At 69.0% G+C, this 13,128-nt stretch carries 9 protein-coding genes and 1 riboswitch; of the genes, 2 read left to right on the top strand and 7 right to left on the bottom strand.

The window, feature by feature from the left end; all coding sequences use genetic code 11:
* Window positions 1-67 precede the first annotated feature (67 nt).
* Window positions 68-3,400, top strand: coding sequence for a DEAD/DEAH box helicase (locus tag KRR55_RS07115; RefSeq protein WP_217388382.1), 3,333 nt, complete (start codon window positions 68-70; stop codon window positions 3,398-3,400).
* A 78-nt stretch (window positions 3,401-3,478) separates the two neighbouring features.
* Here the strand turns inward: KRR55_RS07115 and KRR55_RS07110 are convergent, their stop codons facing one another.
* The 5 genes from KRR55_RS07110 to KRR55_RS07090 all read right to left on the bottom strand — a co-directional run bounded on the left by KRR55_RS07110 (window position 3,479) and on the right by KRR55_RS07090 (window position 10,273).
* Window positions 3,479-4,522: a zinc-binding dehydrogenase gene (locus KRR55_RS07110; protein ID WP_217388381.1), complete on the bottom strand. Its 1,044-nt coding sequence runs from the start codon at window positions 4,520-4,522 to the stop codon at window positions 3,479-3,481.
* 34 nt (window positions 4,523-4,556) lie between these two features.
* Complete coding sequence (locus KRR55_RS07105; RefSeq protein WP_217388380.1) at window positions 4,557-5,963, bottom strand: Nramp family divalent metal transporter; 1,407 nt, start codon at window positions 5,961-5,963, stop codon at window positions 4,557-4,559.
* A gap of 194 nt (window positions 5,964-6,157) precedes the next feature.
* Window positions 6,158-8,320 (bottom strand): bifunctional polysaccharide deacetylase/glycosyltransferase family 2 protein, encoded by a 2,163-nt coding sequence (locus KRR55_RS07100; protein WP_336245058.1) that lies wholly within the window; start codon window positions 8,318-8,320, stop codon window positions 6,158-6,160.
* Window positions 8,317-8,907 (bottom strand): hypothetical protein, encoded by a 591-nt coding sequence (locus KRR55_RS07095; protein ID WP_217388379.1) that lies wholly within the window; start codon window positions 8,905-8,907, stop codon window positions 8,317-8,319. Before KRR55_RS07095 ends, KRR55_RS07100 begins: the two co-directional genes overlap by 4 nt.
* 310 nt (window positions 8,908-9,217) lie before the next feature.
* The gene (locus KRR55_RS07090; protein WP_217388378.1) at window positions 9,218-10,273 is read right to left on the bottom strand and encodes a zinc-dependent alcohol dehydrogenase family protein; all 1,056 of its coding nucleotides are present in this window, start codon (window positions 10,271-10,273) and stop codon (window positions 9,218-9,220) included.
* A gap of 231 nt (window positions 10,274-10,504) precedes the next feature.
* Window positions 10,505-10,634: riboswitch (SAM riboswitch) on the top strand.
* 22 nt (window positions 10,635-10,656) lie between these two features.
* On the opposite strand from KRR55_RS07090, the gene KRR55_RS07085 reads away from it, so the two are divergent.
* Window positions 10,657-10,941 carry a hypothetical protein gene (locus KRR55_RS07085; protein ID WP_217388377.1) on the top strand — a complete coding sequence of 95 codons (285 nt, stop codon included), beginning with the start codon at window positions 10,657-10,659 and terminating at the stop codon, window positions 10,939-10,941.
* 19 nt (window positions 10,942-10,960) lie between these two features.
* Here the strand turns inward: KRR55_RS07085 and KRR55_RS07080 are convergent, their stop codons facing one another.
* Together KRR55_RS07080 and KRR55_RS07075 are read right to left on the bottom strand one after the other, a co-directional pair.
* Entirely contained in the window at window positions 10,961-11,968 is a 1,008-nt protein-coding gene (locus KRR55_RS07080) for a PDR/VanB family oxidoreductase (RefSeq protein WP_336245057.1), read from the bottom strand.
* Window positions 11,965-13,116: a histidinol-phosphate transaminase gene (locus tag KRR55_RS07075; RefSeq protein ID WP_217388376.1), complete on the bottom strand. Its 1,152-nt coding sequence runs from the start codon at window positions 13,114-13,116 to the stop codon at window positions 11,965-11,967. The genes KRR55_RS07080 and KRR55_RS07075 overlap by 4 nt, the downstream gene beginning before the upstream one ends.
* Window positions 13,117-13,128: the final 12 nt, after the last annotated feature.

The following is a 13,128-nucleotide window of genomic DNA, read 5'->3' as shown; positions in this document are numbered from 1 at the left end:
GCAAACTTGTTGCACTTCAACCCATCCGGGTTCGTGCTGGGGGTGCAGAACGTGAAACGATGGCAGGATGACCGAATCTGCTTTTCCCATGGTCGATGCGCGTGAAATCCTGCGTGTCGTCGGCGGTGTCTCCTTCACCCGCGGCAAGGTGCTGGCCACCGACGCCGCGCTGAGCGAGTTCCTGTGGGATCCGGATCACCAGATCCTCTCCGGGACGGTGTCCGAGGACGGGGAGCCCGCATGCGCCGTGCACATCACGCTGGCGGTGAAAAAGGGCGAGCGCGTCATCGACGACGCCACCTGCCCCTGCGGCGAGGCACCCAAGTGCCGGCACGTGGCGGCGGTGCTCATCTACTCCAACTCGATGCACCTGCGCGCCAAGGACGTGGTGTACCGCAACACCGCCGTCGCGGTCCCCGCCTGGCAGCAGTCCCTGCAGCAGCTGCTCGCCCCGGCCCCGGCGGCGGCCAAGTCCCTGGGCGGCCCCAACTCCAAGCACCCGGTGCTGCAGATGGGCCTGCAGTTCGAGCTGCAGGACACCACGCTTTCGGCCCACCAGCAGTGGGCACCGGGCTCCGGGGTGGGGCAGCTGAAGGCCGCCTCCCGGCGCTGGCGCCTGGGCGTGCGCCCGGTGGTGCGTTCCGCCGACGATCGCTGGGCGCGGTCGAACCTGCGCTGGAACACCATCAGCTTCAAGACCTTCGGGTTGAACCTGGACGTTGAACAGCACCGCTGGTTCTGCCAGTTCGTGCCGCTCTACCGCGCCAAGGGGGAACTCTACTTCGGCGAGGACAACGACTGGCTCTACCTCGACGAGTACTCCTCCGCCCTGCTCTGGGAACTGCTGGCCGAGGCCAAGTCCCTGGGCGTGGCGCTGGTCGGCACCCGGACCTACACCAGGATCCTGCTGGCCTCCCCCGCGCAGGTGTCCCTGGGCACGCGGGCCACCGAGGACGGCCTGGCCCTGGCGCCCTCGGTGTCCCTGGGCGGACACGGCTTCATCCTCGATGCCCACAGCGCCGCCGGGTCCATCGGCAACCACGGCGTCTACGTGGCCAACGAGGACCACACGGAGATCTTCCTGGGCCAGGTCCCCGGCGGGCTGGGCCACAGCGAGCTTGCCATGCTCGAACATCCCGAGACCCTGAACGTGCCGGAGGCGGAAACCGAGGAGTTCTTCTCCCGCGTCTTCCCGCGCCTGGCCCGCAAGCTGCGGGTCACCAGCCCTGATGCCTCCGTTGCGCTGCCCGCGGTGCTGCCGCCCAAGCTGGTGGCCAAGATCCGCTACGGCTCGCGGGAAACCGTCGACGTGGACTGGGTCTTCGACTACAACGGCATGGTCGTCGATGCGGCGGACCGCGACACCCTCGTGGAAACCGCCCTGGAATCGGAGGTGCTGCAGATCCTGAACCGGCACCCCGCCTTCGAGTCCTCGGTGCTCGGGCCCCGGCACTTCCAGGGCCTGGAGGTCATCGACTTCGTGCGCCGGGTGCTGCCCGAACTTGCCGCGGTCAAGGACCTGGTGCTCCAGGAGAGCGGGATCCGCCCGGAGTTCCACGAGCTCACCGAGGCGCCCGAGCTGGTCATCACCACCGTGGAATCGGACCGCCGCGACTGGTTCGACCTGGGCCTGCTGATTTCCATCGGGGACCGCCAGATCCCCTTCGCCGACATCCTGCGCGCCCTGATCCAGGGGCAGACCAAGCTGTTGATGCCGGACCGCAGCTACTTCTCCCTCACCGACCCGCTCTTTGACAAGCTGCGCGCCCTGGTCTCCGAGGCCGGCGGCCTGCGGGACATGAAGGACAAGGAAGCGGACATCTCGCTGACCCCCTACCAGTTCTCCATGTGGGAGGAACTCGAGGACCTGGCCTCCCGCATCGAGGGCCCGGACGCGTGGGTGGGCGCGCTGAACTCGCTGGTGAACCTGAAGACCACGGCGGTCGCCGACCTGCCCCCGACGCTGAATGCGACGCTGCGCCCCTACCAGGTGGAGGGCTTCGGCTGGCTTGCCACGCTCTGGCGCAACGGGCTGGGCGGGGTGCTGGCCGATGACATGGGCCTGGGCAAGACCCTGCAGACCCTGGCGCTGATCCTGCACGCGCACCAGGTGTGGGCGAACCCCGCGGCGTTCGAGGGCATCAGCCCCCAGGCCGGCAAGCGGGCACCCTTCCTGGTGGTCGCCCCGACCTCGGTGGTCTCCAACTGGAAGGACGAGGCGGCGCGCTTCGCCCCGTCCCTGCGGGTCGTGGCGGTCACCGACACCGAGTCGCGCGCCGCTGCCTCGCTGGCGCAGCTGGCCAGGGACTACGACGTCGTGGTCACCTCCTACACGCTGCTGCGCCTTGACGACGACGCCTATGCGGACATCGCCTGGGCCGGGCTGATCCTGGACGAGGCCCAGTTCGTGAAGAACAAGGCCACCAAGGCGCACCACGTGGCCCGGGACATGCCCGCCCGCTTCAAGCTGGCGATCACCGGCACGCCGATGGAAAACAACCTCATGGAGCTCTGGTCGATCTTCGCCATCGTCTCCCCCGGCCTCTTCCCCTCGGCCGTGCGCTTCGCGGAGAACTACCAGCGGCCCATCGAACGCCAGGGGCTTGACGAGCCGCTGGTGCGGCTGCGCCGGAGGATCCGCCCGTTCATGTTGCGGCGGACCAAGGACGCGGTGGTCACCGACCTGCCGCCGAAGCAGGAACAGGTCCTGCACGTGGAGCTGGGCGAGGAGCACCGCCGGGTCTATGACACGCACCTGCAGCGCGAGCGCCAGAAGGTGCTGCGCCTGGTCGATGACATGGACAAGAACCGGTTCACGATCTTCCAGTCGCTGACCCTGCTGCGCATGCTCTCGCTGGATGCCTCGCTGGTGGACCCTGAGTACGCGCACGTGCCCAGCGCCAAGCTGGATGTGCTCTTCGAGCAGCTCGAGGACGTGCTGGCCGAGGGCCACCGCGCGCTGATCTTCTCCCAGTTCACCTCCTTCCTGAAGAAGGCCGCGGACCGGCTGGATGCAGCGGGGGTGCCCTACGCCTACCTGGACGGCTCCACGCGCAAGCGCGCCGAGGTCATCGACTCCTTCAAGTCGGGCCAGGCGCCGGTGTTCCTGATCTCGCTGAAGGCCGGCGGCTTCGGGCTGAACCTCACCGAGGCCGACTACTGCTTCCTGCTGGACCCGTGGTGGAACCCCGCCGCGGAGTCCCAGGCGGTGGACCGCGCCCACCGCATCGGGCAGACCCGCAACGTGATGGTCTACCGGATGGTCGCCAAGAACACCATCGAGGAGAAGGTGGTGGCCCTGCAGGATTCCAAGCGCCAGCTGATCTCCTCGGTCATGGACGAGGGCGCGGGCTTCGGCAAGGTGCTCAACGCGGACGACATCCGCGCGCTGCTGCGCTAGGAACCTGCGTGAAGAAAGCAGTGGCCGCCCCCTCGAAAAGGGGGCGGCCACTGCCTTGGGGGCATCGGTCCGGAGGGATCAGCCCAGGAAAATCATGACCTTCGAGGAGCCCGAGGAGCGGTCCGCCGCCAGCTCGAACCCGGCCACCGCCTGCGCCAGTACCACCTCGTGGGTCATCAGCGGCGACAGGTCGATGCCTCCGGCCATGAGATCCAGGGCCGCCGAGATCTCCTCGACGAAGCGGTAGGAGCCGCGGTAGTCGATCTCGCGGGTCACGATGTTGCCCAGGGCCGCGGGGATTTCCCCGGCGGGCAGGTTCCCGACCTGCACCATGACCCCGCCGCGGCGCACCGCGGCGATCACCGGGCCCAGGGCGCGCGGGGCGCCGGAGGCCTCGATGGCAACATCGACGTCGGTGGGCAGCACGCCCCCCTCGGCCGGGTTCACGCACACATCCGCGCCCATCCGCCCGGCGATGTCCAGGGCGGCGGCGGAGAGGTCGGCGGCGATGACGCGTGCGGCGCCGGCGGCCTTGGCCGCGGCAACGGCAAGCGCGCCGATCGGCCCGGCGCCGTTGACCAGCACGGTCTTCCCCGCCACGTCCCCGGCCCGGGAGACAGCGTGCAGCGCCACGGCGAAGGGTTCGGCCAGCGCCGCCGCCTTGAGCGAGACCCCGTCCGGGACCACGCGCAACTGGTCCGGGCGCACCGCGCGGAAGCGGCTGAAGCCGCCCTGCTCGTGGGGCTCGAATGCCGCGGAGCCGAAGTAGCGGACCTCGGGCCACAGGTTGGTGCGGTCCGCGGTTTCCGCGGGCACCTGGTGCTCGCCGACCAGCGTCGCGGGGTGGATCGTCACCGGGGTGCCGACCCGGATCCCGCGTGCCGCCAGCGACGCGGCGGCCCCGGCGCCGATCTGCGCCACGGTGCCGGAGACCTCGTGGCCCAGCACCAGGGGCGCGGAGAGCACCGCGGTGCCCGAGGCCCCCGTCTTCCAGTAGGCGATGTCCGAACCGCAGATCCCGCCCCACTCCATGGCCACCAGGACCGCGCTGTCGCCGCAGACGGGGTCCGCGATCTCCTCGACCCTCAGGTCGTCCTTGCCGTGCACCACAACTGCCTGCATGCGAGGGTACTCCTTTACTGCGCCGGGTGGCGCCCTAGAACGTGTTGACCAGACCCATGACGCCGACGAAGAAGACGGCCGCGGCCGAGAGGATCAGCATTGCCGTGAAGGCCTTGCCGTCCTTGACCCGCGGGTCGGTCTGCTTGTGCGAGAGGTAGATGGTTGCCGCGGCGACGCCCATCAGGAAGATGGCGTTGAGGATTCCGGCGAAGATCACCAGCGCCAGCGGCGAGGAGACGACGGTGCCGAACAGGCCCCAGACGATGGGCAGCACGATCATGATCACGCGCATCCAGCGGTCGCGCTGCTTGCGGTTGTTCCAGTCGAAGGCGCCGAAGACCGCGAGGGTGTTGCCGACCTGGCGGCCCAGCGAGGGGACGTTGGCGATGATGGTCTTGAACAGCGCGATGCCGGCGCCGACGAGGAACACCACGGCTCCCCATTGGCCCACGTTCGTGGAGAAGATGGAGGAGATCGTGGTCATGACCTCGTCCCCCTTGGGCTCCAGGCCCTGCGGGTGCAGCACCGCGGCGCCGAGCATGTACAGGGCGGCGGTGGACACGGTGTAGACGACCCAGGAGACCCAGGCGTCGAGCTTCATCACGGAGATCCAGCCGCGGGCGCGCTTGACCCAGGCCTCGGAGCCGTCGTTCGGGCCGGTCCAGGACGCGTAGCCCTTTTCCACGCACCAGTAGGTGTACGCGGTGATTTCCCCGGCGCCCACGCCGGTGAGGCCGAACATGGACAGGGCCACACCCATGGAGCCCAGGGCGATCTGGAAGCGCATGCCGTCGGCCAGGTCCCCGGCGTTCCAGCTGAATTCGGTGCCCTGGATGGCGAAGACCATCACCACGGCGAAGATCGTCACCAGGAAGACCAACACCGTGGAGATGCCCTCGACCACGACGTACTTGTTGCCCAGGTGGATCGCGATGGCGATGACCACCAGGATGGCCACCCAGATCCCGATCGACATGAACGAGTACGGGTCGGGCCCGAAGGGCATCAGCGAGGAGAAGGCGAAGGCCGAGGCGGTGATGACGCCGGCCTGGCTGGTCAGGAACTGCACGAACATCAGCAGGATGAGCCAGGCCATCCAGCCGCGCTTGCCGATCCGCGGCGGGACCTCGTCGTAGCCGGTCACCGCGACCTTGCCGGTGGAGATGGACCAGCGGCCCAGTTCGACCTGCACCCACACCTTGATGAAGGTGGAGGCCAGCACCAGCCACAGCAGCATGAAGCCGGCCTTGGCGCCGAGGGTCGTGGCCGTGAGCAGCTCGCCGGATCCGACGACGGCGGCAGAGGTGATCATGCCCGGGCCCAGGAACTTGAACCTGTCCCGCCAACGGGTGGGCGGATCCTGGATCGAGGAGGGATCCAGCGCGTACGGATCCTTGGTCTCGTCGCCCAGATGGTGCGACGCGGGGGTGCTGACAGACATACCGCTCCTTTGAGGTGTGCAACCGGCCCAACGGCCGAAATCCTTGGCTCCCCGCCGAGTCTTGCCCCGGAAGGTCATTGACCTCGTGTAACGATCGCCAAAAGAACCAATAAGTATGATATTTGCCACGCGCCTCGTAAACAAATATACGGCCACTGCCCGCCGTTAGGTTACGGGCGGGGTAGAGCGTTGCCCTAGGACCGTTCCTGGGTCGCCGCCGGGACGCGCAGGCTGCCGTACCGTTCCATCCGGTGCCAGCGCAGGCGAACGCCCGCCAGCGCGGTGACCACCGACTGGATCACCACCAGGTACATGAGCTGCCGGTAGACGAACTGCTGGAGCGGGAGCGTCCACAGGGCGCGCATCGGCTCGCGGTCGAGCCTGAACGCGTAGGCAGCCATGATGAATTGGATCAGCAGGAAGATCCCCCAGACCACGGCGATACGGACGGGATCCAGGAAGACCAGTCCGTAGATCGCGAAGACGTCGACGATGGGCGCGAACAGGGGCAGCAGCACCTGGAAGACAAAGAGATAGCCGATCCCCCTGCGCCCGAGCTTGCCCGCCGGCCCCGACTGGGCAATGGCGCCGCGGTGCTTCCACATGGCCTGCAGCGTTCCGTAGCACCAGCGGTAGCGCTGCTTCCACAGGGCACCGAGGGTGGCCGGGGCCTCGGTCCAGGCCAGGGCGTCGTCCTCGTACACAACCCGCCAGCCGTCGCGGCACAGGGCCATGGTCAGGTCGGTGTCCTCGGCCAGGGTGTCGTGGCTGACCCCGCCCACCCGGGCCAGGGCCTCGCGGCGGAAAGCGCCGATCGCGCCGGGAACCGTGGGCATGCATTCGGCGACGTCGAACAGGCGGAGGTCAAGGTTGAACCCGACGACATATTCGATGTGCTGCCAGGCGCCGAGGATGCCTCCGCGGTTGGCGATCTTGGTGTTGCCCGAGATCGCGCCAACCCGCGGATCGGCGAAGCGCTGGATAAGGACGTGGACGGTGTCGAGCTCGAAGACGGTGTCGCCGTCGACCATCACCACCAGTTCGTGGTGGGCCGCGGCGATGCCGGCGTTCAGTGCCGAGGGCTTCCCGCCGTTCTCCTTGCGGATGACCTGGACGTTCGGCAATTCCAGCGCCTCGACGATGTCGGCGGTGCCGTCCGTGGATCCGTCATCGACCACGATGACCTGGACCGGATGGGTCGACGCGGCGATCGACCTCACGGCCGCCTCGATCCCGGCCGATTCGTTGTATGCGGGGACGATCACGCTGACCGGTTCGGTCACCTCGACGCGAAGTGGCGGTTCGAACCAGCCGCGATTGCGCTCGGCCTCGCGGCTTTTGCGCACGGCGCGGCTGTGCCTTGCGGCGACGACCATCACCAGCACGGCCCGCAGGAGCGTCACGATCCCGGCGGCCACGAGACCCCACGAGATTGCAGCGACCACGGCGTCGGTGAGCCGAATCCCCCAGACGAAGGCCTTGCCCAGGATCGCATCGCCGACCGACGCTTTCCGCGTGCTGTCAATGCCGATGGAGTCACCGACCGAGGTGAAGCTGATGCCGGATTTTTCCTGGCGCTCCAGTGCGGCGGACAGGGCGTCGACGGTTTGGGACCGGTTTCCGCCACCGTCGTGCATCAGGACCACCTGCCCCTGCACCCCAGGCTGCAGCAAGAGGCCAGTGATCACCTCCGCGCCAGGGCGACGCCAGTCGCCGCTGTTGACGGTATTGAGGACCGTGAGGAATCCCTGGTCCGCGGCGGCGTCCATGGCCGACCACTGGCCGTCGGTGGTGGTTGCGTTGGTGGACGTGTGCGGCGGTCGCAGCAAGGACGGCGAGTTCCCCGTGATCCCCGCCACGACCTTTTGGGCACCCCTGGTCTCGAGCTGGAGCCGCCACGAGGGCGCAGCGGACAGGTCGGTGTGCGTGAGTGTCTGGATGCCGATCTCATGGCCCTCGGCGGCCATGCGCCGGACAATCTCGGGGTGCTTGATCGCCGAGGATCCGGTAACGAAGAAGGTGGCGTGGACCCCGTGTTCACGCAGGACATCCAGGATCCGTGGCGTCCATACCGGGTCCGGCCCATCGTCGAACGTCAAGGCCACGGTGTGGTCGGACGGGGTCGCCGTGCGGACGCCGTCGCCACGGGGGTCCACAACCGGGCCACCCTCGGCAACGGCCCCGGGGACGCCTCCGGTGGCACGACTCACTTGCCCCCGGGGCTCGTCGATGCCGGAGAGGTGGTTCATGTACCCCTGGACCGCCATTGACAGTCCCAGCGTCAGCACGACGGTCACCATCAGAATCCAGTGCGCCCCGATGCCACCGGTGCGGGCGGACCTGCGTCCAGGGCTCACGGGCGGGACGGCCGGGTCGGCTTGCCCGGTCCGGTCTCGCCACGGCCCGGAGCGGTTGCACTTTTGCCCGGGGCCGTTTCGCCGGTGGCGGGGGCCGCCGATTCGCTGGGGCTCGGGGTGGCGTTCGCGGAATCGGTGCTCGGCGCGGCCTGCGTGGCGGCAGTGGGGCTGGGATCCGCGGTGCTTGCCGTGGTCTCGGCCGCCGCGGTGCCCTTGGTCGCGGCGGTGCTCCCGGACGCAGTCGTGGCCTCGGCTGCGGTAGTGGTCTCGGCACTGCCTGTCGCCATCGCCGCTGCCGCCTCTTGACGCGTCGGTGTCGGCGACGGGGTCGGGCGCGGACTTGTCGTTGGCTCCGAAACCGTCGAATCCGCCCCGGACTTGGCCGACTTGGGCAGGTGCGGTGCCGCGTTCGTGGAACCGCCAAGGAACGAGAACAAGAGCAACAGCACATACAGGAACATCAGCCCGATGACCACGACGCCGACCTTTTTGGCCCGCTGCAGGCGCCTACCCGACGGGTCGACGAATACGGGTTCATTGGTGGCGCTGGACGATCCTAGGACATGATTTTCAGTAAAAGCTGGCATCGATGCCCAACGCTAGTACATCGCCGCAAATGTCACAAAATGATCACGATGACAAGACTCGCATTCGTGAGACTTGCAACAACGGCGTTGCAGCCATAGCCCGGAAGTCGCTGCGAAGCCGTTCGACGACTGCCCGCCAGTTGCCTTCGTCTCGACGTCGCCCCAGGAGAAAATGTCAACGGATCGGCCGCGCCGCTTCACAACGAGCATAGCGCAAGGGCCGGACCCGGCGCAGGGGCACCTACGACGCCGGAATGCCCGGCTGCAGTTCAGCCCCCGGGGCGTCGCGCCACCGCCGGCAAGAACGCCGCTAGGGCACGAGCATGACCTTGATCGCGCGCCGCTCGTCCATCGCCGCATAGGCCTCCGGCGCCTGCTCCAGCCCCATGACGGCATCGAAGACCAGTCCCGGGTTGATGCTGCCGGCCAACACGTCGGCAAGCAGTTCGGGCAGGTACGCCCGGGTGCTGGCCGCGCCTCCGGCCACCGAGATGTTCTTCGCGAAGAGCACGGAGATCGGCAGCGGGTCATCGCCGTGCGGGACGCCCACAAAGCCCAGCGACCCGCCGGGTCGGGTGCAGCGCAATGCCTGGTCCATGGACTCGGCGGTGCCCACGCATTCGAGCACCGAGTCCGCCAGCACTCCCCCGAGCAGTTCGCGCACCTTGGCTGCGGCATCGGCCCCGCGCTCGGCGACCACATCGGTGGCCCCGAAGTCCCGGGCCAGGGCCGCACGGTCGGCGTGCCGGGACATGGCGATGATGCGCGTGGCGCCCAGCCGCTTGGCGGCGAGCACCCCGCACAATCCCACTGCCCCGTCGCCGACCACGACCACACTCCGGCCGGGCGCAACCCGCGCACCCAGCGCGGCGTGGTGCCCGGTGCCCATGACGTCCGAGAGTGCCAGCAGCGACTTGGACAGGGCTTCGTCGGGCTCGGCCACCCCGGGGACAGCGACGAGCGTGCCGTCGGCGTTGGGGACCCGCACCGCCTCGCCCTGCCCGCCGTCGACGGGCAGGCCGTTCTCGTCGGCCCCGCCCCAGTGCGCCCGGTGTTCGCAGGCGACCTGCACGCCGTCGCGGCACGGCGGGCAGGTGCCGCAGCTGTTGGCCCACGGGGCCACCACGAAGTCGCCCACAGCCAGGGTCGAGACCCTCGGGCCAACCGCCTCAATGCGGCCGATGAATTCGTGCCCGATGCGCCGGGGCCTGGGCGTGGGGCTGACGCCGCGGTACGGCCAGAGGTCGGAACCGCAGACGCAGGCGGCGCTGACGCGCACGATGGCGTCGGTGTCGGCACGCAAGGTCGGCTCGGGGCAGTCCTCGACGCGGATGTCCCGCGGTCCGTGGATCAGGGTGGCGCGCATGTGTTCCTCCGCAGGGTGTGGGGGCTGGCGGGTGTCGCTTCCAGCCTATGCCAGCGGGCTCTTGGCCCGCGGCGGCGGCATCCACTGCATCACCCAGCAGGAACCGGTGACGGCGGTGCTGCGGGCCCGCCTCGGGAGGGCGGGGTCACTGGCCGTCGCAGATGACGGTTTGTTGCTCCCCGCAGCCCCGCGGTGGCCAACCGTCCCCGCCCCGCCGTAGGCTGGAGACAGCTTCACGAGATCTGGTTGCACTGCGCAAAGCTCCGACTGACCAGGCACCAACCCCATAGTTGCACGGCGGGTGGTTCGGATGACGAAGCGGCCTTGGCGCGCATCCCGCACGCAGGGGCAAGGACAACGATCTTCAAGGACGTGTGCACATCATGTACAGCCCCACCCTGGACTCATCCCCCACCAGGAATCCGCTGCCGCGCTTCACCGGCGACTGGATCACTGCCTGGCTTGACCTCGACCCCGAGACCGACCTGCTGCACGTGGGGGCCGGTCCCGACGAGTGGGTGCTTGAGGCACTCGCCCCGCACAAGCTCTCGGCGGCACTGGCGGGCCGCGGCCCCGTCGAGGTCCAGTTCAACCCCGAGCTGCTGGTGGCACTGCTCCCCGGTGCGCACGAGCTTGTCGGAAGCTCGTTCTTCCGCCTGCGCGCCTGATGCCCCGGGGGCGCAGGCGCTAGATATCCAGCACCAGGCGCCCGCCCTTGCAGCGCGACACGCAGATCATCATGGTGTCTCCGGCATCCCGCTCCTCCTCGCTGAGCAGCGAATCGCGGTGGTCGATCTCCCCCGAGACCACCGGGGTCTCGCAGGTCCCGCAGATTCCCTCCCGGCAGGAGTTCAGCACCTGCACCCCGACGTCCTCCAAGGCGGCCAGGATGCTGGTGCCCACCGGCACCCGTGCCTGGAGGCCGCCGGTGGTTTCCACCGTGAATTCGTGGTCCCCCGCGGCCGGCGCGCTCGCGGCAGGGTCGGCGACAAAGCGTTCGAAGTGGAACCGCGCGGGGTTCCGCCAGCCGGAGGTGAGCGTGGCGATGTAGTCCAACAGCGGTCCGGGGCCGCACACATAGGCGTGGAATCCCGCCTCCGGGTCACCGAGCAGCTCGGCCAGGGGATAGAGCCCGGATTCGTCGTCGGCGTGCACGTGGACCTTGTCCCCGTAGTGCGCCAGTTCGCCGAGGAATGCCATGGAATCGCGGCTGCGCCCCAGGTAGAGCAGCCGCCATGCTGCTCCGGAGGCCTCGGCCGCGCGCAGCATGGGCAGGATGGGCGTGATGCCGATGCCGCCGGCGATGAACATGTATTCGGGCGCCGGCCCGAGCACGAAGTTGTTGCGCGGGCTCCTGACCCGCAGTTGCGCGCCGGGCCTCAGCTGGTCGTGGACGTAGGCGGATCCGCCGCGGCCGGCGGGTTCCCGCAACACCCCCAATCGCCAGTGCCGGTCCCCGGGGGCGGAGCACAGGGAATACTGGCGCAGCAGCCCGTTGGGAAGCAGGACGTCGATGTGCGATCCCGGACTCCAGTCCGGCAGCGCGAGCCCGTCGGGGCGGGCAATGCCCAGGGAGAGCACAGACTCCGATTCCCGCTTGATGTCCACCACGTCCACGACGAAGAATCCGTCCTCGGCCATCCGGATGACTGGCCCCGGTTCCCCGATGGCATGCTTTTCACTTGTGCTGATCACGATGCACCTCCAGTGCTGTGGTGTGGGTATGTGGTGGGTACTGCCTGCCGTGTTTCCGCGCACCGTGCCGTTCCCGGCTCGTCCAGCGCGGCCAGGACCGCCAGCGAGGCCTGGCGCGGGCCGATGGTCACCCGCACCCCCTCGCCGTCAAAGGCACGGACCGACACCCCGTGTGCTGCGCACGCGCGTTCGATGTCCGCGGCCCGCCGCCCGTTTTCCGGGATCCAGAGGAAGTTGCCCCCGCTGTCGGGGACGCGCAGGCCGAGGGCCTCCAGTTCCCGGTGCAGGAATTCGCGTTCCCCCGACACCGCGGCCACGGTGCCGAGCAGGTAGTCGGTGTCGGCGAGGGCCGCCACGGCGCCGGCCTCTGCCACCGCACTGAGCCCGAAGGGCGGAGCCACCTTGCGGATGGCCCGGACGACGTCCTCCGGCCCCAGCAGGTATCCGGCCCGCGCCCCGGCCAGTGCATGGGCCTTGGAGAAGGTCCGCAGGATCACCAGGTTGGGGTGCTTGGTCAGCAGCGGCACGGTGTCCCCACTGGATCCGGAGAACTCGACGTAGGCCTCGTCGAGCACCACGAGTACGTGGCCCGGAACCCCCGCGAGAAAGGATTCGACCTCGCCGATCGCCAGCACCGTTCCGGTGGGGTTGTTGGGATTGCACAGCAGCACCACCGTGGTGCGTTCGGTGATGGCCCGGCGCATGGCCGCCGTGTCGTGGCGATGGGCCGCATCCAGCGGCACCTCGACGCTCCTGGCCCCTGCCAGCGTGACCAGGATCGGATACGCCTCATAGCTGCGCCAGGCGTACAGCACCTCGTCGCCCGGGCCCGCGAAAGCCGCGAGGACCTGGCCCAGCAGGGCCAGGGACCCTGCCCCCACCGCAACCTGGGTCTCGGATAGTCCCAGGGTGTCGGCCAGCGCGGCCACCAACCGGTCCCCGGCCAGGCTCGGATAGCGGTTGGAGCGTTGCACGCTGTCCGCCATGGCCGCAAGGGCGGCGGGCGAGGGCGACATCCAGGATTCGTTGGAGGAGGCCACCCACCGCGCCTTTCCGGCGGCCGGCGAGCGCGAATAGCTCGGCAGCATCTGCACCAGGGTGCGCGGCCGGGGCGTCGCCTCGCCGGCGCCGGATTGCTCGTTGGACATCGGGTCTTTCCT

The organism is Paeniglutamicibacter quisquiliarum (genome assembly GCF_019084045.1).
In the GTDB taxonomy this organism is placed as follows: domain Bacteria; phylum Actinomycetota; class Actinomycetes; order Actinomycetales; family Micrococcaceae; genus Paeniglutamicibacter; species Paeniglutamicibacter quisquiliarum.
Note: the sequence above shows the minus strand (reverse complement) of the source record. Positions and strands in the feature narration are given on the sequence as shown.

Bases quoted from the DNA above. Each gene is read 5' to 3' on its own strand.
- KRR55_RS07115 (WP_217388382.1), top strand. From the start codon at position 68: ATGACCGAATCTGCTTTTCCCATGGTCGATGCGCGTGAAATCCTGCGT.
- KRR55_RS07110 (WP_217388381.1), bottom strand. From the start codon at position 4,522: ATGCAGGCAGTTGTGGTGCACGGCAAGGACGACCTGAGGGTCGAGGAG.
- KRR55_RS07105 (WP_217388380.1), bottom strand. From the start codon at position 5,963: ATGTCTGTCAGCACCCCCGCGTCGCACCATCTGGGCGACGAGACCAAG.
- KRR55_RS07095 (WP_217388379.1), bottom strand. From the start codon at position 8,907: ATGCCAGCTTTTACTGAAAATCATGTCCTAGGATCGTCCAGCGCCACC.
- KRR55_RS07090 (WP_217388378.1), bottom strand. From the start codon at position 10,273: ATGCGCGCCACCCTGATCCACGGACCGCGGGACATCCGCGTCGAGGAC.
- KRR55_RS07085 (WP_217388377.1), top strand. From the start codon at position 10,657: ATGTACAGCCCCACCCTGGACTCATCCCCCACCAGGAATCCGCTGCCG.
- KRR55_RS07075 (WP_217388376.1), bottom strand. From the start codon at position 13,116: ATGTCCAACGAGCAATCCGGCGCCGGCGAGGCGACGCCCCGGCCGCGC.